At 63.7% G+C, this 24,881-nt stretch carries 21 protein-coding genes and 1 riboswitch; of the genes, 6 read left to right on the forward strand and 15 right to left on the reverse strand.

The genetic code is table 11. From position 1 onward, the window contains the following. Positions 1–179: 179 nt before the first annotated feature. Entirely contained in the window at positions 180–1,148 is a 969-nt protein-coding gene (locus NDO48_RS04550) for a hypothetical protein (protein ID WP_018427746.1), read from the reverse strand. A 134-nt stretch (positions 1,149–1,282) separates the two neighbouring features. Between NDO48_RS04550 and NDO48_RS04555 the strand changes: the two genes are divergently transcribed. Both NDO48_RS04555 and NDO48_RS04560 read left to right on the forward strand, forming a co-directional pair. Next, entirely contained in the window at positions 1,283–1,867 is a 585-nt protein-coding gene (locus tag NDO48_RS04555) for a nitroreductase (protein ID WP_026227148.1), read from the forward strand. Between the two features lie 4 nt (positions 1,868–1,871). Further along, on the forward strand, positions 1,872–2,480 hold the full coding sequence (locus NDO48_RS04560; protein WP_018427749.1) for a flavin reductase family protein: 609 nt from the start codon (positions 1,872–1,874) through the stop codon (positions 2,478–2,480). Here the strand turns inward: NDO48_RS04560 and NDO48_RS04565 are convergent. Beyond that, complete coding sequence (locus tag NDO48_RS04565; protein ID WP_018427750.1) at positions 2,477–3,352, reverse strand: HpcH/HpaI aldolase/citrate lyase family protein; 876 nt, start codon at positions 3,350–3,352, stop codon at positions 2,477–2,479. The genes NDO48_RS04560 and NDO48_RS04565 overlap by 4 nt on opposite strands. After that, positions 3,352–3,801 (reverse strand): MaoC family dehydratase, encoded by a 450-nt coding sequence (locus NDO48_RS04570; protein ID WP_018427751.1) that lies wholly within the window; start codon positions 3,799–3,801, stop codon positions 3,352–3,354. Before NDO48_RS04570 ends, NDO48_RS04565 begins: the two co-directional genes overlap by 1 nt. Before the next feature lie 149 nt (positions 3,802–3,950). On the opposite strand from NDO48_RS04570, the gene NDO48_RS04575 reads away from it, so the two are divergent. Beyond that, a complete protein-coding gene (locus tag NDO48_RS04575) occupies positions 3,951–5,072 on the forward strand; it encodes a DUF2336 domain-containing protein (RefSeq protein WP_267320896.1) in 1,122 nt (373 codons plus the stop codon). Positions 5,073–5,093: 21 nt separating this feature from the next. Here NDO48_RS04575 and parE read toward each other — a convergent pair whose 3' ends face one another. Further along, positions 5,094–7,154, reverse strand: a complete 2,061-nt coding sequence (gene parE / locus NDO48_RS04580) for a DNA topoisomerase IV subunit B (protein ID WP_018427753.1) — start codon at positions 7,152–7,154, stop codon at positions 5,094–5,096. A gap of 258 nt (positions 7,155–7,412) precedes the next feature. On the opposite strand from parE, the gene NDO48_RS04585 reads away from it, so the two are divergent. Further along, positions 7,413–8,588, forward strand: a complete 1,176-nt coding sequence (locus tag NDO48_RS04585; RefSeq protein WP_267320897.1) for a sensor domain-containing diguanylate cyclase — start codon at positions 7,413–7,415, stop codon at positions 8,586–8,588. Between the two features lie 283 nt (positions 8,589–8,871). On the opposite strand, the gene gcvP is transcribed toward NDO48_RS04585, so the two are convergent. The 9 genes from gcvP to NDO48_RS04630 all read right to left on the reverse strand — a co-directional run bounded on the left by gcvP (position 8,872) and on the right by NDO48_RS04630 (position 18,079). After that, entirely contained in the window at positions 8,872–11,682 is a 2,811-nt protein-coding gene (gene gcvP / locus NDO48_RS04590; RefSeq protein WP_018427755.1) for an aminomethyl-transferring glycine dehydrogenase, read from the reverse strand. 14 nt (positions 11,683–11,696) lie between these two features. Continuing rightward, positions 11,697–12,065, reverse strand: coding sequence for a glycine cleavage system protein GcvH (gene gcvH, locus NDO48_RS04595; RefSeq protein WP_018427756.1), 369 nt, complete (start codon positions 12,063–12,065; stop codon positions 11,697–11,699). Positions 12,066–12,069: 4 nt separating this feature from the next. Continuing rightward, positions 12,070–13,170, reverse strand: coding sequence for a glycine cleavage system aminomethyltransferase GcvT (gene gcvT / locus NDO48_RS04600; protein ID WP_018427757.1), 1,101 nt, complete (start codon positions 13,168–13,170; stop codon positions 12,070–12,072). 148 nt (positions 13,171–13,318) lie between these two features. Continuing rightward, positions 13,319–13,405: riboswitch (glycine riboswitch) on the reverse strand. 144 nt (positions 13,406–13,549) lie between these two features. Further along, a complete protein-coding gene (locus NDO48_RS04605) occupies positions 13,550–14,341 on the reverse strand; it encodes a molybdopterin-binding protein (RefSeq protein WP_018427758.1) in 792 nt (263 codons plus the stop codon). A gap of 1 nt (position 14,342) precedes the next feature. Next, positions 14,343–15,224 carry a cytochrome b/b6 domain-containing protein gene (locus NDO48_RS04610; RefSeq protein WP_018427759.1) on the reverse strand — a complete coding sequence of 294 codons (882 nt, stop codon included), beginning with the start codon at positions 15,222–15,224 and terminating at the stop codon, positions 14,343–14,345. 115 nt (positions 15,225–15,339) lie between these two features. Beyond that, complete coding sequence (locus tag NDO48_RS04615; protein ID WP_018427760.1) at positions 15,340–15,999, reverse strand: DUF1345 domain-containing protein; 660 nt, start codon at positions 15,997–15,999, stop codon at positions 15,340–15,342. Next, positions 15,996–16,463 carry a YaiI/YqxD family protein gene (locus tag NDO48_RS04620; RefSeq protein WP_026227150.1) on the reverse strand — a complete coding sequence of 156 codons (468 nt, stop codon included), beginning with the start codon at positions 16,461–16,463 and terminating at the stop codon, positions 15,996–15,998. Before NDO48_RS04620 ends, NDO48_RS04615 begins: the two co-directional genes overlap by 4 nt. Before the next feature lie 24 nt (positions 16,464–16,487). Next, positions 16,488–16,952 carry a GNAT family N-acetyltransferase gene (locus NDO48_RS04625; protein ID WP_018427762.1) on the reverse strand — a complete coding sequence of 155 codons (465 nt, stop codon included), beginning with the start codon at positions 16,950–16,952 and terminating at the stop codon, positions 16,488–16,490. Continuing rightward, entirely contained in the window at positions 16,952–18,079 is a 1,128-nt protein-coding gene (locus NDO48_RS04630; protein WP_026227151.1) for an S-(hydroxymethyl)glutathione dehydrogenase/class III alcohol dehydrogenase, read from the reverse strand. The genes NDO48_RS04625 and NDO48_RS04630 overlap by 1 nt, the downstream gene beginning before the upstream one ends. A gap of 222 nt (positions 18,080–18,301) precedes the next feature. Between NDO48_RS04630 and dnaE the strand changes: the two genes are divergently transcribed. Next, positions 18,302–21,832, forward strand: coding sequence for a DNA polymerase III subunit alpha (gene dnaE, locus NDO48_RS04635; protein ID WP_018427764.1), 3,531 nt, complete (start codon positions 18,302–18,304; stop codon positions 21,830–21,832). Here dnaE and NDO48_RS04640 read toward each other — a convergent pair. Both NDO48_RS04640 and NDO48_RS04645 read right to left on the reverse strand, forming a co-directional pair. Then, positions 21,829–23,196: an RNA polymerase sigma factor gene (locus NDO48_RS04640; RefSeq protein WP_267320898.1), complete on the reverse strand. Its 1,368-nt coding sequence runs from the start codon at positions 23,194–23,196 to the stop codon at positions 21,829–21,831. The genes dnaE and NDO48_RS04640 overlap by 4 nt on opposite strands. Further along, the gene (locus NDO48_RS04645; protein ID WP_018427766.1) at positions 23,197–23,610 is read right to left on the reverse strand and encodes a YciI family protein; all 414 of its coding nucleotides are present in this window, start codon (positions 23,608–23,610) and stop codon (positions 23,197–23,199) included. It abuts the gene before it with no gap. A 193-nt stretch (positions 23,611–23,803) separates the two neighbouring features. Between NDO48_RS04645 and NDO48_RS04650 the strand changes: the two genes are divergently transcribed. Further along, on the forward strand, positions 23,804–24,811 hold the full coding sequence (locus NDO48_RS04650) for a methyltransferase (protein ID WP_267320899.1): 1,008 nt from the start codon (positions 23,804–23,806) through the stop codon (positions 24,809–24,811). The last annotated feature ends 70 nt before the right edge of the window (positions 24,812–24,881 follow it).

Genomic DNA, 24,881 nt, shown 5'->3' on the forward strand with positions numbered 1-24,881 from the left:
GGGACGCCTAGCTGAGCCGTAGTCGCCCGCCCCGAGCCTCGACGTTTCGCTATCGCCAAGGGGGAGATGCGGGTCGACGAGGTACCCGATTCCGGCGATGGAAGCGCCACTGCCGCAGGTTGCGCCATACTTGTGCTTGATCCGTTGGAATGCCGCGTGAAGCGTACCACAGGCTGAGGTCAGTCGGCGCCTTCGGTCGGGTCTATGGCGGCATCTTCAGAAGCCACCACTTCGACATCCTGGCCGCGGCCGGCAACGACCGTGAAGTCGCGCTGGTAGATGCGGTCGCGGTTCTTGGCGATGATGGTGTATTCGCCTTCCGACAGCACCATGGAGGCGAAGGCGCCCACGGCTTCGCGCAGCGGGTCGCCGGATTCTGTCAGCACCGACCACGAGGTGTCGGCGATCGCCTCGCCTCCGGCCTCGCGCACCAGCTTGAAGGTGACGTCTGCGGCACGGTGCTCGACGGTTGCCTCGGTCAGCTTGCCGGCCTCGACGCGGATGTCGGAGCGGATGACGGCGTTGACGCTGCCATAGGTCGAGACGACGTGATAGGTGCCGGAATTCAGCCGCACCACCGTGTTGGGCGCGACATTGGGGATGATGAGCGCGCGTTCTCCGTCGCTGCCGGGCTCGGCCTCATAGATGGAAAACTTGAGCTTGCCCGAGGGGATGCGCACACCGCCCGAAAGCACGGCGTCGAGCTTGAGTCCGCCGGCGTCGAGCACGAGGTTCTCGCGTTTGCCTTCCTTGCCGACGGTGATGCGCTTGGTGGCGCCGGCGCGGCCATAGGAGGCATGAACCAGATAGCTGCCGGGCGGCAGCTGGAACATGCTGGTGCCGCCCTGGGCGGAAGCCACCAGCGGCAGCTTGCCGTCAGGCCCGGCCTCGGGACGGAAGACGCGCCAGACCAGCCCGCGCGCGATGTCCTTGCTCTTATCGGTAAGCTGCGCCGTCAGTGTGATCTCGCCGAGCCCGCTTGTTGCCAGCGGCTCGTCGCTGCGCGGTGGGGCAAATCCCGAGATGCCGGGCAGGCTGAGCCCGTTGATGGCAGAGGCACCATCCTGCGCGTGGCCGGCCAGAGGCTGCACCGTAAACAGTGCGGCACCCAGAATCGGCGCGAAAAATCGGAAGCGTCCCCTGAACATGCCTTGTTTGAAGCCCAAGGCGGTGGCAATTTCAAGGCTATTCCGGCGCGATGGAATCTCCCGAGACGCGCCGCTGCCAGAGCAGCCGCCATTCCGGTTGGCGCTTCAGCCCGAAAACCAGGAGTGCCCGCGCTGTGACATCGCCGATCATCGACTTTTTGCTGACCCGAAATTCCGCTCCCATTCCGGAGTTGCGTGAGCCAGCGCCCTCGGATGCCGACATCGAAACGATGCTGCGCGCCGCCGCCCGCGTGCCCGACCATGGCCGACTGGAGCCCTGGCGCTTCATCCTCTATCGCGGCGACGTTCGCGTCGAGATCGGCAAGCAACTGGCCGAACTCGCCGAACGCCGCGAAGGGCCGCTGCCGGAGGGCCGCCGCAACCAGGAGCTTGCCCGCTTCTCGCGCGCGCCGCTGGTCATCGGCGTCGTCTCCAGCCCCAAGGAAAACCCGAAGATCCCGCAGTGGGAGATGTTCCTGTCCGGCGGCATGGCTGCGATGAACCTGATCACCGCGGCGAACGCGCTGGGCTACGGCACCAACCTGATCACCAACTGGTATTCGGATTCCGAGGAAGGAAGGACCTTGCTTGGCCTTGCGCCGCATGAGCGCGTCGTGGGCTTCGTCCACATTGGCTCCTACGAGGGCGCAGGGCAGGAGCGTCCGCGCCCCGATGTGAGCAAGCTCTACGCCGATTATTCCGGTCCCTGGGAAGGCTGAGCAGATGTTCTATGAACCGTCGAAGGGCCACGGCCTGCCACATGATCCGTTCAAGGCGCTGGTTGCGCCGCGGCCGATCGGCTGGATTTCGACGGTCGCCAAGGATGGGGCGCTGAACCTCGCGCCCTATTCCTTTTTTAATGCGCTTTCAGGCAAGCCGCCGCTGGTGTGGTTTTCATCCGAGGGCCAGAAGGATAGCGCCACCTTTGCCGGCGAGACCCGTGAATTCGTCGCCAACATCGTCGGGCGTGACCTTTCCGAGAAGATGAACCGCAGTTCGGTCAACGCGCCTCGCGGCACAAGCGAATTCGACTACGCCGGGCTGACGGCGGCACCTTCACGGCTGGTGGCGCCGCCTCGTGTCGCCGAAGCACCTGCGGCACTTGAGTGCAAGGTCACGGAGATATTCCGGCCCAAGGGGCTCGATGGCAAGGAAGCCGGCCCGATCGTGGTCATTGGCGAGGTGGTTGGCATCCACATCGACGAGGCGTTCCTGACGGATGGGCTGTTCGATGCGGTCAAGGCCGGCAACGTCGCCCGCCTTGGCTACATGGACTACTCGACCGTGGATGCCGTCTTCTCGATGCGACGCCCGCGCTGGGAAGATAGCTAGACGCCAGCGGCGCGCGCCCGGGCCAGCAGCCGCTGGGCGAGCCTGAGATGCGGCCGGTCATACATCTTGCCATCGATGCCGACGACCCCGGGATTGCCGGCTTCTTCGAATGCCGCAACGACTGCTGCCGCACGGGCCACTGCCTCTGATGTCGGCGTGAACGCCTCGTTGATGACGGCGACCTGGTCCGGATGGATCGCCATCTTGGCGGTAAAACCGTCGCGCTCAGCGTCGATGCATTCCACTCGCAAGGCAGCGGGGTCTCGGAAATTGACGAACACGGTGTCGATGGCGGCGGTGTCTGCAGCCGTAGCCCCAAGGATGGTCATCGCGCGCGCCAGCCTGAAGACATCGGTGTAGCGGCCCGATTCATCGCGGGCTGCACGTGCGCCGATGGCGGCCGACAGGTCTTCCGCCCCCCAAGTCAGGCCGGCAAGGCGGGCACTTGCACCGGCATATGTGCCGGTGGCGAGCACGCCTGCGGCCGTCTCGGTGATGATCGGTATGATCCTTGTCGACCCGTCGGGCAGGCCGCTCTCGGCCTCGTGGACCCGAAGCTTGGCCGAGAGGTGCTGAACGTCGACGCCCGAATTCGACTTGGGCAGCATGATGCCGTGCGGCCCGACCGGGATGATGGCGCGCAGGTCGTCGTCGGTCATACCGGTGCCGAGATCGTTGACCCTGACATAGATGGTCGCCTTGGCATCGTTTCGCGTGTTGGCGATGAAGTCGGCGGCAATGGCGCGCGCATGCGCCTTGTTCTGCGGTGCGACCGAATCCTCGAGATCGACGATGACGACATCGGCGCCCGAGGCGAAGCCGCGCGCGAGCTTCTTCTCCGAATCAGCAGGAACAAACAGCAGCGACCGCATCAGGCAGCCTTCTTCATCATGGCCTGCCGCCGGCACTTGGCAACCAGGGCACCGTCCTGATTGTAGGCGCGATGTTCGAATTCGACGATGCCGCGATCGGTCTTGGACTTCGATTCGCGCACCGAAAGCACCTCGGTCTCGACGCGGATGGTGTCGCCGTGGAAGACCGGGTGAGGGAAGATCGTCTCGGTCATACCGAGATTGCCGATGGTGGTGCCAAGCGTGGTGTCGTGCACCGAAATGCCGATCATCAGACCGAGCGTGAACAGCGAATTGACCAGCGGCTTGCCCCATTCGCTCTTGGCGGCGAAATCGAAATCGATGTGCAGTGGCTGGGCGTTCAGCGTCATCGTCGAGAACAGCATGTTGTCGCTCTCGGTGACGGTCTTGGTGAGTTGGTGGCGGATGAGTTGGCCGACTTTGAATTCCTCGAGATAGAGACCGGCCATCGACACATCCTCCTGTTATCATCGGCTTGATAGGCGCTGCCACGACAGCCGGCAAGCGGGTTAACGGATATGGTGAACCGTTCGTAAACCTTTTGTTCCTAGGGTCATGCTGGGTTGGGGCACATGCTGCCGGGGGTGAAGAAGAGCGGATGGTCGTTTCGCATTTCCTCAAATGGATCGATACGGCGAAGGTGGGCGAACGCGCCGCTGCCGCCGCTGCGCTTGCCAGCGCTTATGTGGGGCGCGAACTGCCGTTCGAGGACCGCTGTGCCGCCGAGGCCGCCCTCACGTTGCTGCTTGACGATCCATCGCCGAAGGTTCGTCAGGCGCTCGCCGAAGCACTGTCGATGAGCGCCAACGCGCCCCTGCAGATCATATCGGCACTTGCTTCCGACCAGCCTGATGTTGCCGCCATGGTGTTGGCGCGGTCGCCGCTGCTTACCGATTCCGACCTGATCGATCGTGTCGCTGCCGGTTCGCCGGCGGTCCAGAACCTCATTGCCGACCGACCTTACGTCTCCATGTCGCTCGCGGCGGCCATCGCCGAGGTGGGGGAAGCCAGGGCTTGCGTGACCCTGGTCCGCAACTATGGTGCCGAAATCGCCTCGCTGAGCTTCCGCCGCATGGCCGAGCGCTTCGGCCATGACGCAAGCCTGCGCGAGGCGCTTGTCGCCGATCCGCGCCTGCCGTCCGATTGTCGGCACCTGCTGCTGGTCAAGCTGGGTGAGGCGCTCAAGGCGTCGCCGCTGGTCATGGCGCTGATGGGCACTGCCCGCGCCGACCGGGTGATGCGCGACGCCTGCGTCAAGGCTTCGCTGACCCTGATCGAAGGTACAAGTGCCAAGGAGCAGGCGGCACTGGTCGAACATCTGCGCCTGCGCGGCGATCTGACCGCGAGCTTCATCATCCGTGTGCTGGCGCACGGCAAGGTCGATTTCTTTGGTGCGGCGCTGGTTGTGCTCACCGGACGCGATGAACAGCGGGTGAGGGCGCTGCTCTCGAGCGGGCAGGACGTCGCCCTGACGGCATTGTTCCGCGTCGCCGGCCTGGCCGACGCGACGCACGCGATCATCTTGCGCGCGCTGAAAGTCTGGCGCGAGGTAGCCAACGGCCGCCGCGTTGCCGGTGCACAGGAAGTCAGTTGGCTGATGCTGAAAGAGCTTGGCGGCCAGGGCGCGGAAGGCGAACTGGCCAGCCTGGTCAAGTCGATCCATCTCGACGCCCTGCGCGAAAACGCCAGGGGTCACGCCTTGGCGATAGCGGCCGCCTGACGACGGACGGTTCGCCCTCGATCAGATATCGAGAGCGTCCGCAGCTGCAAACTCGGCGCGTTCCTGGATGAAGCGGAAGCGCAATTCCGGCTTGGTGCCCATCAGTGCATCGACGGCATTCTTGGTGTCGTCTTCGCTTTCATTGACCTCGACCTGCAGCAGCGTGCGCTTCTTCGGGTCCATCGTCGTTTCCTTGAGCTGCGAGGCCATCATCTCGCCAAGGCCCTTGAAACGGCCGATCTCGACCTTGCCGCGCCCGGTGAATTCGGTCTTCAGCAATTCGTCCTTATGGGCGTCGTCGCGGGCGTAAGCCACCTTGCCGCCCTGGCGGATCGAATAGAGCGGCGGCACCGCCATATAGAGGTGTCCGCCACGGACCAGCTCGGGCATCTCCTGATAGAAGAAGGTGATCAGCAGCGAGGCGATGTGGGCGCCGTCAACATCGGCGTCGGTCATGATGATGACGCGGTCGTAGCGCAGGTCTTCTTCGCGGTACTTCGAGCGCGTGCCGCAGCCGAGCGCCTGGATCAGGTCGCCGATCAGCTGGTTGGACGCCAGCTTGTCGTTGCCGGCGCTGGCGACGTTGAGGATCTTGCCACGCAGCGGCAGGATCGCCTGCATCGAGCGGTCGCGCGCCTGCTTGGCCGATCCGCCTGCCGAGTCACCCTCGACGATGAACAGCTCTGCGCCCGCTGCCGCGTTCTGTGTACAGTCGGCCAGCTTGCCGGGCAGGCGCAGCTTGCGCACGGCGCTCTTGCGCGACACTTCCTTTTCCTGGCGGCGGCGCACGCGCTCGTCGGCGCGCGCGATCACCCAGTCGAGCAGCTTCGAGGCTTCCTGGGGATTGTCGGCAAGCCAGTGGTCGAACGGATCGCGGAGCGCTGTCTCGACGATGCGCATGGCCTCGACTGTCGCCAGCTTGTCCTTGGTCTGGCCGACGAACTCAGGCTCGCGGATGAACACCGACAGCATGCCGGCCGCCGAGATCATCACGTCTTCACTGGTGACGATCGAGGCGCGCTTGTTGCCAACGAGGTCGGCATAGGCGCGCAGGCCGCGCGTCAGCACGTTGCGGAAGCCCATCTCATGGGTGCCGCCGTCGCCGGTCGGGATGGTGTTGCAGTAGGAATTGACGAAACCGTCGCCGCCAAACCAGGTGACGGCCCATTCGACCGAACCGTGGCCGCTCTGCTTGTCGCTCTTGCCCGCGAAGATCTCGCGCGTGACCTGCATCTCGTTGCCGAGAGAAGCCTTGAGATAGTCGCCGAGGCCACCGGGGAAATGGAACACCGCTTTGGTCGGCGTTTCGTCCTTTTCCTTGATGAGTGCCGGATCGCAGCTCCAGCGGATTTCGACGCCACCGAACAGATAGGCCTTGGAGCGGGCCATCTTGCAGATGCGGGCCGGCTCGAAATGCGCACCCTTGCCGAAAATGTCGGGATCGGGGTGGAAGCGTACTTTGGTGCCGCGCCTGTTTTGGACGTCGCCGAGACTTTCCAATCCGCCCTGCGGGACGCCGCGCGAAAAACGCTGACGGAACAGTTTGCGGTTGCGCGCCACCTCGACTTCGAGTTGGTCGGACAGCGCGTTGACCACGGAGACGCCGACGCCGTGCAGACCGCCCGAGGTTTCGTAGACCTTGGAATCGAACTTGCCGCCGGCATGCAGCGTGGTCATGATGACCTCGAGCGCCGACTTGTCCTTGAACTTCGGATGCGGATCGACGGGGATGCCGCGGCCGTTGTCGGTGACCGTGAGAAAGCCCTCGGCGTCGAGCTCGACCTCAATGAAGGTCGCGTGGCCGGCCACGGCCTCGTCCATCGAGTTGTCGATGACCTCAGCGAAAAGATGGTGCAGCGCCTTTTCGTCGGTGCCGCCGATATACATGCCCGGACGGCGACGCACCGGCTCCAGCCCTTCGAGAACCTCGATGTCGGCCGCGCTGTAGCTGTCGCTGGCATCCTTGACCGGAGCAGGGCGCTTTGCCGCCGCAGCGGCTGCGACCAGCGGGTCGGCCGGACGGGACACGGGACGTGCGGGCTGATTGCCGAGATTGCCGAAAAGGTCGCTGTTGTCGTCCATGCTCAATACGATTTTTCCGAGCTGCGAATCACTTGGTCGAGTTTGCCAGTTTTGACGGTCTGGCAATAGTTCCTGATCTGTTCGTCCCCGGCCCGTTCGATATGCCCGAATTGGCCGTGAGGGTGCAACCATTCGTAAACGCTATCCGAAATCGCCGCGGTTGGGCGGCGACGGAAGCGGGTTTGTAAGGTTGCGGCTAACCTGTATTGCCCAATAACTGCTGCCCGAACATTCGGACATCAGGAAGGCCGCGCCCCCGTGCTTGACTTCGGTTCCTTGTTGCTCGCCACGGCCCTGTCCGGTGCGTGTCTGAGCGGAACGCTCGTCGCGATCTGGCTGACGGCGCGTCAGTCCCGTTTCGTTCTCACGATGGCGGTCGGAATACTACTTCTCGTCACCCATGTCATCGCCTTTTGGCTTTACGGACGCGATGCCTCACCCTGGCTCGGGCCGGCAATGCTGGCGTTGCTCGTCGCCGGCTTCTTTGTCGTCTTCGCTGCCGCCGACCAATACATCGAGCGCGGCTGGTCGAAACCCGCGGCGCTGCCGATCGCTGCGATCATCGCGCTGACGGTCGTGGCGACAGCGTTCGGCCTTGATGGCATCGGCTTTATCATCGCCTATTCGGCGGTCACTGGTATCCTGATCATGACGGCGACCGCATTCTGGACCTGCAAGGATGTCGACCGCCGCGTGCTCGCGCCGGTGTCGCTGCTCACCGGCAGCAGCGCCATATCCTTCGCACTGTGTGCCTTCGTCATCATCCAGCAGAAGCAATGGACACTTGGCAGCGTGCCTCATAACTGGGCCGAGGACGTGAACACTGTCGTCGTCGTCGCCTGCATGACGGCCCTTGGGGCACTCACGATCTCTTTCCATCATCTGCGCACCCAGAGCAGGCTGACCGAGGAAACGCTAACCGATCCGCTGACGGGGTTGATGAACCGCCGGGCACTCAATTCGCTGCATGGTGACACCAGCTTTGGGCAGCACATGGCGCTGGCCATGGTCGACCTCGACCACTTCAAGCGCACCAATGATGTTTTCGGCCATGCCGTGGGCGACCGGGTTTTGCAGCGTTTCGCCGATGTCGTCAGGCGCTACGCGAATGACGACGTCGAGGTCTTCAGGCTTGGTGGCGAGGAGTTCGCGATCGTCATGTCCGGAATGAGCGCGCTGGAGGCCTACGAAATCCTCCGCAAGGTCGGCGCGTCCTTCGGCGCAGAGGTCGTCGGCACCAAGCTCGGCCCGCTCCGCAGCACGGTCAGCGTCGGCGTCTGTTTCGGCGACGGCGAGATGCGGACGGTTGAGCAGATGCTGCTTGGCGCAGACGCGGCGCTCTACGCTGCAAAACGCGCCGGCCGCAACCGCGTTGCAACAGCCGAGACCGCCGACAGTGAAGGTTACCGCGAGCCGGAACTTTTGTTCGCCTAAGGCTGTTTTCTCGTCGGAGAGCCAAGTGTTCTCCGTCCCACTTGGGATCACAGTCGGACCAACCCCGGGGGGGCTGCCAGATCGCCGGTCTGCGATGGGGCAGTTCCGACAGGCTGGCTTAGGCCTAACGACCTGGAAGGCGCAGGCTGCGGCCGCATTGATCATAGATGTTTGCGCTGAGCCGCCGCCGATCGTGTCCCGTCCAAAACCTGTCCGGCAACGTCATGAATCAAATCGGCGGCGCCCGTGAGGAACGCCGCCGATAAAGTGTTTGCCGTCGAAATTACTCGGCGGCGCCGAGATATTCCGTCAGCGGCGGGCACGAGCAGACCAGGTTGCGGTCACCGGCGACGTTGTCGATGCGCGACACTGGAGACCAGTACTTGGCAGTCGTGTCGGGATCGCCGCCGGGGTAGGCCGCTTCGAGACGCGAATAGGGGTGCTTCCATTCGCCTGCTAGCGTCTCGGTTGCCGTGTGCGGGGCGTTGATCAGCGGATTGTCATCCCTAGGCCATTCGCCCTTTTCGACCTTGGCAGCTTCTGCCGCGATCGCCGCCATCGCCTCGATGAAGCGGTCGATCTCGCGCTTCGGCTCGGATTCGGTCGGCTCGACCATCAGCGTGCCGGCAACCGGCCACGACATGGTTGGCGCATGGAAGCCGTAGTCGATCAGGCGCTTGGCGATGTCCTCGACAGAGATGCCTGCACGCTCCTTGAGCACGCGGGTGTCGAGGATGCACTCATGCGCCACGCGACCATTCTTGCCCTTGAACAGCACCGGATAGTGCGCTTCGAGCTTGGTCGCGATGTAGTTGGCGTTGAGGATCGCCTGCTCGGTCGCCTGCTTCAGGCCCGAAGCGCCCATCATCCGGATGTACATCCAGGTGATCGGCAGGATCGAGGCGCTGCCGAAGGGAGCAGCCGAGACCGCATGGTCGCTGCCGGCTTCGACATGGCCCGGCACGAAGGGCGCAAGATGCGCCTTCACACCGATCGGGCCGACGCCGGGGCCGCCGCCGCCGTGCGGAATGCAGAACGTCTTGTGCAGGTTCATGTGGCAGACGTCGGCGCCGATGTCGGCGGGCCGCGAAAGTGCGACCATCGCGTTCAGGTTGGCGCCGTCGAAATAGACCTGGCCACCGTGGGCGTGCACGATCTCGCAGATATCGCGGGCGCCTTCCTCGAACACGCCATGCGTCGAGGGGTAGGTGAACATCAGCGCAGCCAGCTTGTCGGCGTGCTGCTCGGCCTTGACCTTGAGGTCGGTGACGTCGATGTCGCCGTCTTCGAGGCAGTGCACGACCACCACTTCCATGCCTGCCATCGCAGCACTTGCCGGGTTGGTGCCATGCGCCGAGGACGGGATCAGGCAGATGTTGCGCTGCGTCTCGCCACGCGAGTGGTGATAGCGGCGGATCGCCAGCAAGCCGGCATATTCACCCTGGCTGCCGGCGTTCGGCTGCAGGCTGACGGCGTCGAAGCCGGTGATTTCGCACAGCCATGCCTCGAGGTCGTCGGTCATCGCGCGATAGCCGAGCGAATGGCTCGTCGGCGCGAAGGGATGGAGGTTGGCGACCGTCGGCCAGCTGACCGGCATCATCTCGGCGGCTGCGTTGAGCTTCATGGTGCAGGAGCCGAGCGGGATCATGGCGCGGTCGAGCGCCAGGTCCTTGTCGGCGAGCCTGCGCAGGAAGCGCATCATTTCCGTTTCCGAGCGGTTTTCGTGGAACACCGGCTGGGTCAGGAAGTCCTTGCCGCGCGGCTTGCCGGGCAGGGTGCGCTTAGCGTCCTTCGGTGCCTTGGCGCCGAACAGGGCGGCAACGGCCTCGAGGTCAGCTTCGGTCGAGGTCTCGTCGAAGGCGACCGACACGTGGTCGGCGTCGATGACGCGCAGCAGGCGGCCGATATTCTCGGCTTCGGTTGCTATCGCTTCGGCTTTGCCCTTGGCTTCGACGGTCACCGCGTCGAAACGCTCAGTGCCAGAGACGGTCACGCCAGCAGCCTTCAGGCCTTCAGCCAGACGGCTGGCCAGGCCATGGATGCGCTCGGCAATCGCCTGCAGTCCGGCCGGGCCGTGCCAGATGGCGAAGGATGCGGCCATGTTGGCGAGCAGGGCCTGCGCCGTGCAGATGTTCGACGTCGCCTTGTCGCGGCGGATGTGCTGCTCACGCGTCTGCAGCGCCAGGCGGTAGCCGGGACGGCCCTTGCTGTCGACCGACTGGCCGACGAGGCGGCCCGGCATCAGGCGGGTCAGCTTGTCGGAAACGGCGCAATAGGCAGCGTGCGGGCCGCCGAAGCCCATTGGCACGCCGAAGCGCTGCATCGTTCCGACAGCGATGTCGGCGCCGAGGCTGGCAGGCGCGTCGGTGACGGTGAGGCTGAGCGGGTCGGAGACGAAGATGACGATGGCGCCGACGGCCTTGGCCTTCTCGATCGCGGCCTTGTGGTCGCCATAGACACCGTTGGTGTCTGGCCAGGAGACGATGAGGGCTGCAGTGTTGTCGTCGATGGTCTCGTCGTCGATCTCAGTGCCCAGCGGCTCGGCGCGGGTGCGCACGACGTCGAGCGTCTGCGGATGAGGGGTGCCGGCGAGGGCGACGCGGCTGCGCTTGTCGCGATGATGGCGCAGCGCAATGCCCACGGCCTCGGCAACCGCAGTCGCTTCGTCGAGCAGAGAAGCGGACGCCACCGGCAGGCCGGTGAGTTCGGCAACCAGGGTCTGGAAGTGGAACAGCAGTTCCAGGCGGCCTTGGCTGATCTCGGCCTGGTAAGGCGTGTAGGCGGTGTACCAGGCCGGGTTTTCGAACAGGTTACGCTGGATGACCGGCGGCACGTTGACGCCGTGATAGCCGGCGCCGATGAAGCTCTTCAGCACCTTGTTGCGGCCCATCTTCTCGCCGAGTTCGGCGAGCGCTTCATGCTCGGATGCTGGCGCGGGCAGGTTGAGCGCGCGGTCGAGACGGATCGACTTCGGCACGGCCTGCGAGATCAGCGTTTCCACCGAGGGCACGCCGATGGCGGCGAGCATGGCGCGGGTATCGGCCGCGCCGGGCCCGATGTGACGGGCCGAAAAGGGATAAGGTGCAGTGGTCATCTCAGGCGATCCTGTCAACCGATATGGGCTTTGTAGCCCGCTTCATCCATCAGGCCGTCGAGCTGGCCCGCATTGGCGATCTTCATCTTCCACAGCCAGCCGTCGCCGGAGGCAGCCGAATTGACGAGTGCCGGGTCGGAAGAGAGCGTGGCATTGGCTTCGGTGATGTCGCCGTCGATCGGCGCATAGACGTCCGAAGCGGCTTTGACCGACTCGACGACCACGGCGACGTCGCCCTTGGCGAGCTTGCGGCCGGCTTCCGGCAGGTCGACGAAGACCAGATCGCCGAGCTGTTCCTGGGCGTAGTCGGTGATGCCGACGGTGGCGATGTCGCCTTCAACGCGGATCCACTCGTGATCTTCGGTGAAATAGGTCTTGGTCATGAAATTATCCTTTGCGGTAGCGATGCTGCGTGAAGGGAAGGGAATGGACGTCGACAGGCACTTTTGTGCCGCGGACATCGGCGAAGACTCGGGTGCCGGCCTTGACCAGCGAAGCGGAGACATAGCCCATTGCGACCGGGAAGCCGGCGGACGGGCCGAAGCCACCCGAAGTGACACGGCCGACCAGGGCGCCGTCGGCGTCGAACAGTTCAGCGCCCGAGCGCACCGGCTGGCGCCCCTCGGGCTTCAGTCCGACACGCTTTTGCTTGGCGCCTTCGGCGAGGATTGTTGCAAGGGCCGCGCGGCCGATGAAATTGCCTTCAGCGCGCAGGTCCTTGGGGATCGCCCACATCAGGCCGGCACTTGCCGGATCGTTGTCGGGCGTGATGTCGTTGCCATGCAGGCACAGCCCGGCTTCAAGACGCAGGCTGTCGCGGGCGGCAAGGCCGATCCACATGGCGCGCTCGTCGGCGAGAAGCTTGGAGAGCAACTCGCGGGCATCTGCTTCCGGCAGGCCGATCTCGAAACCGTCCTCGCCGGTGTAGCCCGAGCGGCTCATGAACCAGTTGGCGCGTGGCTCGAAGCCCTGCATGAAGAACAGCTCGTCGGTGGCGATGCCGACCTTTTCGAGCACGGCAGTTGCTTCCGGGCCTTGAATCGCGATGAAGACGCGGTCGAGCGGCTCGATGTTGGCATCGAAATCCTTGGCCAGCGCGCGCAGATGCGCCTCGTCGGTCGCCGCATTGCCGGCATTTGCCACCACCATGAAGCGCTCGTCGCCGAGGCGGGTGATGATCAGGTCGTCGATGATGCCGGCGGCCTCGGTCAGGAAGAAGGTGTATTTCGACTGCCTTGTCTCAAGCGCGCGCGCATCGAGCGGGCAGGCGCGGTTGATGAGGTCGGCAGCACCCGTTCCCGTGACCAGGAACAGCTTCATGTGGGAGATGTCGAACAGGCCGACATGCTCACGGGTGTGAAGGTGTTCCTTCATCACGCCGGCGGGATAGGTCAGCGGCATGTTCCAGCCGGCGAACGCGCCAAAGCGCGCACCAGCTGCTGTATGCAGGTCTGCAAGGGGTAGTTGGTTGGTATGGTCGCCCGTCATGTCTTCTCCAGAGTCGCACGTGTCCAGCCGCTGTGGCGGCCATTCCGTGCCCCTCTGTCTGAAGCCTGAGAGACTCGCGCTCCGGAACTCTGTCGGCAGCGCTTACACCTTCGGCGCGGGACCAGGGTCCCGACTTTCCAGAGTGTCCTTCCTGCTTACGGTTCTTTTGCCTGAGAGATTTCGGGCGATTTCCCCTTCGGCGTCAGCTTTCGCTGCTCTCTCCCGCAAACAGGTGGAGCCCGCAAAGGCCCCAGACGAGTCGTCAATATCCCAACGACGACACTTTGTCACCTCTCCGCGCAGTGCTTATTCACCTGATAGATGGTGACGATTCACCCGTTCGGGTAGTCTTGCTTGCATGGCTGCGTGGAGGCCGGCGTCAGATGCCGCCATACCAGTCGTAGCCGCGGTCTTCCCAATAACCGCCCTTGCCCAGCCCCATCGCGCCGAAGCTGTCGACCAGTTCTATACCCTTGAGGTATTTCGGCATCTTGTAGCCGAGTTGGCGCTCGACACGGGCCCTGAGCGGCGCGCCGTTCTCGACCGGCAGCGGCTTGCCGTTGACGCCATAGGCCAGGATCGTCTGTGGGTGGCGGGCATCGACCAGGTCGATCGAGCCGTAATATTTCACCTCGCCCGAGAGGCTGTTTTCGATGGTGTCGAGGCAGTGGAAAACGACGTAACGGGCGCTGGGTTTCACCATGGCCGCGTCGAGCACCAGAGACAGCGGCACGCCGGTCCATTTGGCAATGCAACTCCAGCCCTCGACGCAGTCGTGGCGGGTGATCTGGGTGCGTGCCGGCATGTTCATGAGCTGTTGCCGGCTCAGCGACATCGGCTTTTCGACCAGTCCCGTCACCTCCAGCCGCCAGTCGGCGAAGTCGTTAGCGAGAAGCGCTTTGTAAGTCGCGTCGTCGGGGGAGGTTACCCCGTTCGGCCGCTGCGGTTGGCGTATGTCGGCCTCGCGGTATTCCTGCGCCATACTGTTGCGCCCGGCGACCAGCCGCTGCGCGCGATAGGTCAGGTCGTTTGCTCCGCCGAGGAAATTGCGGACCTTGTTGTCGCGATCGACGAGGAAGTCGAATGCGTCGCAGCCGGACAATGCCGCGCCTGACAGGCCGAGCGAGGCGGCGGTGAGGAAGCGGCGGCGGTTGAGCTGGAACTTGGCCATGTCAGTCGCTCCCCTCGGCAGGCTTGCCGTCATGTGCGGGCGGATCGGTGCGGTACCAGCCGGTGATGATCGAACGCAGTTCGTTGATCGGGCCTGCAGCCAGGATCATCAGTATGTGGACGAAGAAGAAGGCAACCAGCAGCAGCATGGTGGCGAAGTGGATGGTGCGTGCCGTTTGCCGGCCGCCCAGCATGTCGGTCAGGAACGGCACGGCCGCATTCATGCTCGGCGACATGGCGAGCCCGGTCAGGATCATCAGTGGCAGCAGCACAAACAGCACGCCGCCATAGGTCAGCTTCTGCAGTGTGTTGTATTCCCGCCGGTGGTTAAAGCGCAGCCTGGCATGGTCGGAGATGTCCTTGGGCAGGTTGCGCAGATCGGTAGCGGTCGGCACCAGATCGCGGCGCAGGTGGCCGTTCCAGATGCTGCCGATCAGCCAGGCAAGCAGCGTGAAGGACAAAAGCCAGGCGAAGAAGAAATGCACCACGCGCCCGGTAGCCAGGTCCTGGCTCGAGGGGATCGTCGCCCACGCGGGAAACGCGCGCACACTTGGATTGTCTGCCGGGCCGGACAGGCCAAGCACGCCGGACGTGTTGAATCTATTTCCGAATATCTCGGTGTAACCCGTTGTTCCCGTAGCCGTATCGGCCGCGTCGATGACGAGGACGCTGTTCGAAAACTGGAAGCCGGATTGCCTGCCGATATAGAGTGCAGGATGCGCGTTGAAGATCTGCAGGCCGCTGAGCAGCAGGAAGAACAGGCACAGTGCCCAGATCCAATGCGTCAAGCGTGTCCACCGCGTCTGGCGATAGACCAGTTCGCCCGCCGTCGCGTCGGCTGGCTGGCCGTCCACGTCGTGTTCCATGAGAGCCTGGCTTTCCATCGTAGCTGACCTCCGTCGGGCGCTACGGGATGTTGCCCGCTGAGCGCTTATCTCGGTCGAATTACGGATGTGGCAAGGTCAGGGTTTCGTTGCAGGCGATGACTTCGACGTGAAGTCAACTGGCGAGCGAAACCACCAGGTTGACGGCAGCGGCGACGATGATGGTGTTGAAGAAGAACGACAGCACCGAGTGGGCCATCGCCGCCTGACGCATCGATGTCGATGAGATGTTGGTATCCGCCGTCTGGGCGGTCATGCCGATGACGATGGAAAAGTAGAGGAAGTCCCAGCCGCAGGGGCGTTCAGTGCCCGGAAAGATCAATCCGCCCACGGGCTTGCGGCTGCGTGTAGAAGTCGACTCCGTCTTCTTGTCGCCCTTCCAGTAGAGATGGGCGTAGTGCAGGGCTGCCATGGCATGGATGGTCGCCCAGCCCAAAGGCAGCGACAGCAGCGAGAAGGTCAGCGCGATCCAGTTGGCTGCCCCCTTGGCGTTCATCAGCACGAAGAGCGAGCCGACTGCGACCGCGACGATGGCGATGATGGCCGCAAAGATGATGCTGACCGGCTCGTCGGCTTCCTGCGCCCGCCGGCTCAGATAGTCGGCTGTGAGCGCCGGCATCTGCCTCAGCACCAGGCCGATGAAAACGACAAAGAACACATTTGCGCCGATGGCATAAGCCAGCGGGATTTTGGCCAGCAATGCTGCGGCAAGGGCCAGGGCGCCGACGCCGAGGCTGATCTTGAAGATGAGGTGGCGCTTGAAGGGTTTGATCATGCCTGCGCCGATTTCAGCGCTCGTCGCGCCATCTGGTCAAGTGCCCCTAGAAAACGCGAGCGATCCTGCGGTGCAAAGGAGGCGTTGTAGCCCTTGCTCTCACCGGTCTCGCGCAGATGCTGCTTGAGGTCGCGCATGGCAACCGCCATGCCGATGCTTTCCGGCGTGAAAGGTCGGCCGGTCGGTCCCAGCACGTGTGCGCCAAGGGCGACGGCTCTGGCAGCCAGTGGGATGTCGGCGGTGACGACGATGTCGTTGGTCCTGGCATTGTCGACGATCCAGTCATCGGCCGCGTCCGCGCTCTTGGACACCACGACGTTGCGGATCATCGGATCGCGTGATGGCCTCATCCCGCCGTTGGAGACGAAGGTGACGACGAGATCCAGCCTCTCGGCGACCTTCACCACCTCGTCCTTTACCGGACAGGCATCGGCGTCGACATAGATGATCGGCTTGCTGTCCATCGTTTCACCTTGCATTCGTGAACCTCAGGCAGGCAGGGCGCGCAGCATGTCGATATGCGGAATATTGTCTTCAAGATATTCCTCCGACACGGTGGCGAAGCCGAAGGACACGTAGAATTTCTCGAGATGGCTCTGCGCCGACAAGGCGATCGGCCGGCCCGGAAACAGCCGCTCGCAGGCAGCGATGGATTCCACCATCAGCTTGTCGCCAAGGCGCTTGCCCCGATGGTCGGGAGATACCACGACCCGGCCGATATAGGCCGGATCGTCAATGCCGGAAGGGGCGATAATGCGCGTGCTCGCCAGCAACTCCTTGCCGGCAAGCAGCCTGAGGTGAAGGGCTTCGGGATCCTTGCCGTCCATTTCGGGAAATGCGCATTGCTGCTCGACGACAAAGACGTCGAGACGCATCTTCAGCATCGCATAGAGGTCGCGTGGAGACAGGTCGTCCAAGCCTCTGACGTCGACCTCGTATGCGATCCCGCTCATCAGTAGACCACGACGCTCCGGATGCTCTCGCCGGCATGCATAAGGTCAAAGCCCTTGTTGATGTCTTCGAGCTTGAGGGTGTGGGTGATCATCGGGTCGATCTGGATCTTGCCCTCCATGTACCAGTCGACGATCTTGGGAACATCGGTGCGGCCGCGCGCGCCGCCGAAGGCGGTGCCTTTCCAGGTCCGGCCGGTGACCAGCTGGAACGGACGCGTCGAGATCTCTTGGCCAGCGCCCGCCACGCCGATGACGATGCTCTCGCCCCAGCCGCGATGGCTGGCCTCGAGCGCCTGACGCATGACCTTGACGTTGCCGGTGCAGTCGAAGGTGTAGTCGGCGCCACCGATCTGGTCGGCGCCGCGCTTGGTCATGTTGACGAGATAGGGAACGATGTCGCCGTCGACTTCCTTCGGATTGACGAAGTGGGTCATACCGAAGCGCTCACCCCAGGCCTTCTTGTCGTTGTTGAGGTCGACGCCGATGATCATGTCGGCGCCGGCGAGGCGCAGGCCCTGGATGACGTTGAGGCCGATGCCGCCGAGGCCGAAGACGATGGCCGTTGCACCGATCTCGACCTTGGCGGTGTTGATGACCGCACCAATACCGGTCGTCACCCCGCAGCCGATGTAGCAGATCTTGTCGAAGGGCGCGTCCGGGTTGACCTTGGCCAATGCGATCTCGGGCAGCACGGTGAAGTTCGAGAAGGTCGAGCAGCCCATGTAGTGGAAAATCTTGTCCTTGCCGATCGAGAAGCGACTCGAACCGTCAGGCATCACGCCTTGCCCCTGCGTCGAGCGGATCGCGGTGCAGAGGTTGGTCTTGCGCGAAAGGCAGGATGGGCACGAGCGGCATTCGGGCGTGTAGAGCGGGATGACATGATCACCCTTCTTGAGCGAGGTCACGCCCTTGCCGACATCGACCACGACGCCGGCACCCTCATGGCCGAGGATGGCCGGGAAGATGCCTTCGGGATCTGCACCCGACAGCGTGAACTCGTCGGTGTGGCAGATGCCGGTCGCCTTGATCTCGACCAGAACTTCGCCCTCGCGTGGGCCTTCGAGGTCCACCTCCATGATCTCGAGCGGCTTGCCTGCTCCAACGGCTACGGCGGCGCGGGTTTTCATGACGGTCATCCTTTATGCGTAATCAGGGGAAAAAATGTTGGCCTCAGGGTTTCAGGTTTTGCCGCATCGATCAACCGGCAACGCGACACCCCGCGGTCGCAAAGCGGCGTTTGCGTTCGAATTCCACAAGCCTCTGCCGGTGCGTCGCTGGGCAGGGTGGACACGACCGCCGCGCTGGCCGAACATGACAGTTGCAATATTCCCCGAAGGATAGACGATTCGATGTCGAGTGACAGGCTGCCGCGCGATCCGCTCAAGCGTGAAGCGCTGAAAGCGGAAGCAAAACCAGAGGCTTCGCCGCGGACTTTCATCCATCTTCGCGTCCATTCGGCCTATTCTCTGCTCGAAGGTGCGTTGCCGCTTGGCAAGGTCGTCGGCCACGCCGTCAAGGACGATGCGCCCGCCATCGCGGTCGCCGACAGCAACAATCTGTTCGGTGCGCTGGAGTTTGCCCAGAAGGCGACCAAGGACGGCGTGCAGCCCATCATCGGCTGCCAGGTAGACGTCGACTTCGCTGAGACGGCAGATAACGGCCAGCGCGGTCCCGTCTGGAAGCAGGCGCACGAGCTCTACCCGATTGTGCTGATTGCAGCGACGGAAGACGGCTACGCCAACCTCGTCCGCATCATCAGCCGCATGTATCTTTCGACGCCGAACGGTGAACCCATTCATGCCAAGCTCGAATGGCTGAGTGCGCTGTCGGATGGCATCATCTGTCTTAGCGGTGGGCCGCGCGGGCCGATCGGCACAGCCATCAAAAACGATCATCATGCTCAGGCCGAAAGCCGGCTGCTCGGGCTGCGGGAGATTTACGGCGATCGGCTCTATGTCGAGATCGAGCGCCTCGCTGGTTATGACCGTCTCATCGAGGCGGCCACCATCGATCTTGCCTATCGCCACCACTTGCCGCTGGTCGCCACCAACGAGGCTTTCTTTCCGTCCCGCGCGGACTTCGAGGCGCATGACGCGTTGATCGCGATCGCCGAGGGATCGGTGGTCGCGGAGGACAATCGCCGGCGCCTGACCCCGGACAATTTCCTCAAGTCTCAGAAGGAGATGGCAGAGATTTTTGCCGATCTGCCCGAAGCGATTGACAACACGGTCGAGATCGCCCGGCGCTGCTCCTACTATCCCAAGAACCGCAAGCCGATCCTGCCGCGTTTCGCCGGCGCCGAAGTTGCCGACGCGGAAGCTGCCGAGCGTGCCGAGGGCGACGAGCTTGCTCGCCAGGCTCGCGAAGGCCTGGCCGAGCGCATCGCGACGCGCGGCATCTATCCGGGCTTTACCGAAGAGCAGTATCGGGAACGTCTCGAGTTCGAGATCGGCATCATCCAGCGGATGAAGTTCCCCGGCTACTTCCTGATCGTTGCCGACTTCATCAAATGGGGCAAGCTGCAGGGCATCCCCGTCGGACCCGGTCGTGGTTCGGGCGCAGGTTCGCTTGTCGCCTATGCGCTGACCATCACCGACGTCGACCCGCTGCGTTTCTCGCTGCTGTTCGAGCGCTTCCTCAACCCCGACCGCGTCTCGATGCCCGACTTCGACATCGACTTCTGCCAAGATCGCCGCGAAGAGGTGATCCGCTATGTGGTGGACAAGTACGGTCGCGACCAGGTCGGCCAGATCATCACCTTCGGAACGCTGCAGGCGCGCGCGGTGCTGCGCGACGTCGGCCGCGTGCTGCAGATGCCCTACGGCCAGGTCGACAAGCTCACCAAGATGGTGCCGCAGAATCCGGCCAACCCGGTGACGCTGGCGCAGGCGATCGAGGGCGAGCCGCGTTTTGCCGAGGAGGCCGAGCGCGAGCCGATCGTGCAGACGCTGCTCGAAATGGCTCAGAAGCTGGAGGGCCTGTACCGCCACGCCTCGACCCATGCTGCCGGCATTGTCATCGGCGACCGTCCGCTGTCCGAGCTGGTGCCGATGTACCGAGACCCGCGCTCGGACATGCCGGTTACCCAGTTCAACATGAAATATGTCGAACAGGCCGGCCTGGTGAAGTTCGACTTCCTCGGCCTGAAGACGCTGACGGTGCTGCAGAAGGCGGTGCAGTTCATCAGCCGCCGCGGCGTCGACATCGACCTTGCGTTGATCCCCCTCGACGACCCCGAGACTTACGCCATGCTGTCGCGCGGCGAGACGGTCGGCATCTTCCAGGTTGAAAGTGCCGGCATGCGCAAGGCGCTGATCGGCATGAAGCCCGATCGCATCGAGGACATCATCGCGCTCGTGGCGCTCTACCGCCCGGGCCCGATGGAAAACATCCCGACCTACAACGCCCGCAAGCACGGCGAGGAGGAGATCGAGTCGATCCATCCGAAGATCGACTACCTGGTGAAGGAGACCCAAGGGGTTATCGTCTACCAGGAGCAGGTCATGCAGATCGCCCAGGTTCTGTCGGGCTATTCGCTCGGCGAAGCCGACCTTCTGCGCCGCGCCATGGGCAAGAAGATTCGCGCCGAAATGGACAAGCAGCGCGAGCGCTTCGTCACCGGTGCGATGGAAGGCGGCGTCTCCAAGCCGCAGGCCAACTTCATTTTCGACCTTCTGGCAAAGTTCGCCGACTATGGCTTCAACAAGTCGCACGCAGCCGCCTACGCCATCGTTTCCTACCAGACGGCCTATCTCAAGGCGCATTACCCGGTCGAGTTCCTCGCCGGGTCGATGACCTACGATATGTCCAACACCGACAAGCTGAACGATTTCCGCCAGGACGCGATGCGCCTTGGCATCGAGGTCGTGCCGCCGTCGGTCATGACCAGCTATCGCGATTTCGAGGTCGGCGAAAAGAAGATTTTCTACTCGCTCGCCGCCATCAAGGGCGTGGGCGAAGCGGCCGTCCATCACATCGTCGCCAAGCGCGCGGAAAAGCCCTTCGCGAGCCTCGCCGATTTCTGCGAGCGCATCGATCCGAAGGTGGTGGGCAAGCGCGTATTCGAAAGCCTGATCATGGCCGGCGCGCTCGATTGCTTCGGTCACGAGCGGGCCGCCATGATGGCTGGCATCGAGCGCATGATGGGCCTGGCATCGCTGGCCCATGAAAACGCGACGCTCGGCCAGTCCGACATCTTCGGCAGCGCCTTCTCCGGCCAGGCGCCGGTGCTGCACCTGCCACAGACCGACGCCTGGCTGGCAGCCGACAGGCTGCACCGCGAGTTCCAGGTGGTCGGCTTCTATCTCTCGGCCCATCCGCTCGACGAATACAAGTCGGCGCTCGAAAAGATGCGTGTCCAGAACTGGGGGGACTTTGCAGCGGCGGTGAAACGCGGGGCCACCGCCGGGCGACTGGCGGGCACCGTCACCACCAAGCAGGAGCGCAAGACCAAGACCGGCAACAAGATGGGCATCGTGCAGTTCTCGGACGTGTCTGGCCAGTATGAGGCCGTCATGTTCTCCGAGACGCTGGCGCAGTACCGCGACTTCTGTGAGCCCGGCAAATCGGTGGTCATAACGGTGGCTGCCGAAGACCGGCCGGAGGGCGTCAGTTTGCGTATCCAGACGGTGCAGTCGCTGGAGGATGAGGCGAGCCGGGTGCAAAAGACCCTGCGCATCTTCGTGCGCGATGCAGCCCCCCTCAACACGCTGTCCAATCACCTGACGACGCGTGGCGAGGGCGAGGTCAGCTTCATCGTGCTCAAGGGCGAGGCGCAAGGCGAGATCGAGATCGAGTTGCGCGAACGCTACCGCATCACGCCGTCGATCGCCTCTGCGATGCGCGCCGTGCCGGGAGTGGTCGAGGTCGAGCTGGTCTAGGACCGTTGAACTGCTGATCCGCGGCCTTTCCCGTCCTTGCGGGCCAACTCATCGCGGCAGCTGTGCGCGCGCTCCATGAGCATGGTTCGCTCGCGTTCGTTCTGGGTCAGCGCCGCCGCCCGTTCGAACTCGCCGAGCGCTTCCCGGAAACGGCCGAGCTTCATCAGCAGATCGGCACGCACGCTTGGCAGCAGGTGGTAGTTGCGCAGTGCCGGTTCGTGGACAAGCTGGTCGGCAAGCTCCAGCCCGGCCGCCGGCCCGAATGCCATCGATAGCGCCATGGCCCGGTTCAACTCGATGACGGGCGATGGCGCAAGCTCGGCCAGTGCGGCATAGAGAGCGGCGATGCGCGGCCAGTCGGTCTCTTCGGCCGTATGCGCCCGGGCGTGGCAGGCGGCAATGGCCGCCTGAAGTGTATACGGACCGTGACGGGGCAGGGCTTGTGCCCTGGCAAGGGCGGCGAGCCCGCGGTTTATCAGCAGATGGTCCCAGCGCGCGCGGTTCTGGTCGAGCAGCAGGATCGGCCGCCCTTCGGCATCACTGCGCGCCGGCAGCCGCGACGCCTGGATCTCCATCAGCGCGATCAGGCCGTGGACCTCGGGCTCGTCGGGCGCGAGCCCGGCAAGCATGCGCCCGAGCCGCATCGCCTCCTGGCACAGCTGCGGCCGCATCCAGTCGTCGCCCTTGGTGGCGGAGTACCCCTCGTTAAAGACCAGATAGAGCACCTCCAGAACAGAGCCCAGGCGCTCGCCGCGATCGGGGTAGCCAGGCATTTCGAACGGCACGCCGGCGTCCGACAGGGTGCGCTTGGCGCGGACAATGCGCTGCGCCATCGCGGTTTCGGAGACGAGGTAGGCGCGGGCGATTTCTTCCGTGCTCAGGCCGCCGACCAGCCGCAAGGTCAAGGCCACCCGCGCTTCGGTCGAAAGCACCGGGTGGCAGGACACGAACATCAGCGCGAGCAGTTCGTCGCCCAGATTGTCGTCGATCTCAAGCGGCTCGACAGTCACCTCCGCCTCGGAATCTATACCGAGCAGGGCGAGCTTTCCTTCAGCCATCTTGGCCCGACGGAAATGGTCGATGGCCCGCCGCTTGGCGGAGGCGATCAGCCATGCGCCCGGCTTGTCGGGAATGCCTGCCTCCGGCCAGTTGCGAAGCGCTGCGATCAGCGCGTCCTGGGCGAATTCCTCGGCCAGGTCGACACTGCGCGTGAAGCGGGCAAGCGCTGCCAGGATCCGTGCCCGCTCCATGCGGAACACGGTTTCGATGGTCCGGTGTGTCGCGCGGCTTCTGGCAACGCTGTCTTCGGCTTTCCCGTCGAGAGACGGCATCGGCTCGGACGAATGGCTATCGGTCGCAGCCATCTACTTCCTGTCTTGGGCGATGCCCATGTCACGGAAACGGTCGATGCCCTCGCTGGGTTCGAAATCTTCGAGGTCGAACATCTGGCGTACCTCGATCTGCCCGTTCTCGATCTGCGGGTTGGGGAAGCGGTTCGCCCATTCCATGGCTTCCTCGCGTGTCTTCACCTGGATGATGGTGTAGCCCGCGATCAGCTCCTTGGTTTCCGCGAAAGGTCCATCGGTAATCGTCTTCTTGCCGCCCGCCCAGGTGATCCGCCATCCCTTGGAGCTCGGCTGTAAGCCGCTGCCGTCGAGCAGCACGCCGGCCTTGGCCAATTCCCCATGATAGTCGGCCATGGCGGAGATCATTTCCGCCGGCGGCATGACGCCGGCTTCGGAGTCCTTGCTAGCCTTGACCACGAACATGAAACGCATTGATTTCGCTCCCGAAACTTGAGGCCGGACTCCATTGTCCGAGCCTACTCTGCCAACACGACGAGCAGAAGGCCGCAGAATCGACACTGCAGCCGGATTTTCTTCAGCTACCAAAGTCCACGCTTCGTTGCGGCAGCCAACAGCCGCTGGTATCTTGGCAACTTGCTTGGCCAGCCAATGATAGGGCGTCGTCATGGACGAGAAGGCCGCCGCAGCAGACCTCATGCAGATGGTGAACGGGTACCAGCTGTCACAGGCGATCTGTGTCGCCGCAACTCTCGGCATCGCCGATCACCTTTCCAAAGGAGCGTGTTCGAGCGACGAGCTCGCCGCCTTGGTGGACGCCCACCCGCAGTCGCTTTACCGGCTCCTGCGGGCGCTGGCTGCAGTCGGCGTGTTGCATGAAGGGGGAGCGCGACAATTCTCGCTGACGCCTCTCGGCCAGGGCCTGCGGTCCGACGCGGAACATTCCGTCGCCCCATGGGCGCGGATGGTCGGTCGCGCCTATTATCGCGACGCGTGGGGCGAATTGCTGCACAGCGTGCGCACCGGCGAGAATGCATTCGCCCATGCGCACGGAACAGGCGTCTGGCAATACCGCATCGACCATCCCGAGGAGTCGGTGATCTTCGATCGGGCGATGTCGTCCTTCGTGCCCGCGCTGGCTGCTGCCGTGCTTGCGGCCTACGACTTCAGCGGCTTCGAACTCGTCATGGATGTCGGCGGCGGCCAAGGTGCGCTTCTCGCGGCGATCTTGGCGCACAATCAGTCGCAACGGGGCATTCTGTTCGACCAGCCGCAAGTCGTGGAGAGGGCGGGGCCCTTGCTTCGGTCGGCATCGCTGGCCGATCGCTGCACATCGGTTGGCGGCGATTTCTTTGTGGCGGTTCCAGAAGGCGCTGATGCGCATGTGCTGAAATGGATCTTGCACGACTGGGACGACGAGCGCTCGATCGCCATCCTCAAAAGCTGCCGCCGGGCCATCAGGCCGGGCGGCAAGCTGGTTGTGCTGGAAGCGGTGTTGGCGCCGCCAAACGAAGGCGCGCGCGCCAAGTTCGCCGACCTCAACATGCTGGCCGTTCCAGGCGGTCAGGAACGGACCGAAGACGAGTTTGCGCGCCTGTTTCAAGCAGCGGGATTCAGCCTCGCCAGGGTGATGCCGGCCGGTCGTATCGATGTCATCGAAGCGCGACCGGCCTGATTTTCTCGTAAGATTGTTGCCGGCCTCAACAACACAACGCCGCTTGACTTAATCATCTTATAAATAAATC

This window comes from Aminobacter sp. MET-1 (assembly GCF_026521175.1).
Classification (GTDB): domain Bacteria; phylum Pseudomonadota; class Alphaproteobacteria; order Rhizobiales; family Rhizobiaceae; genus Aminobacter.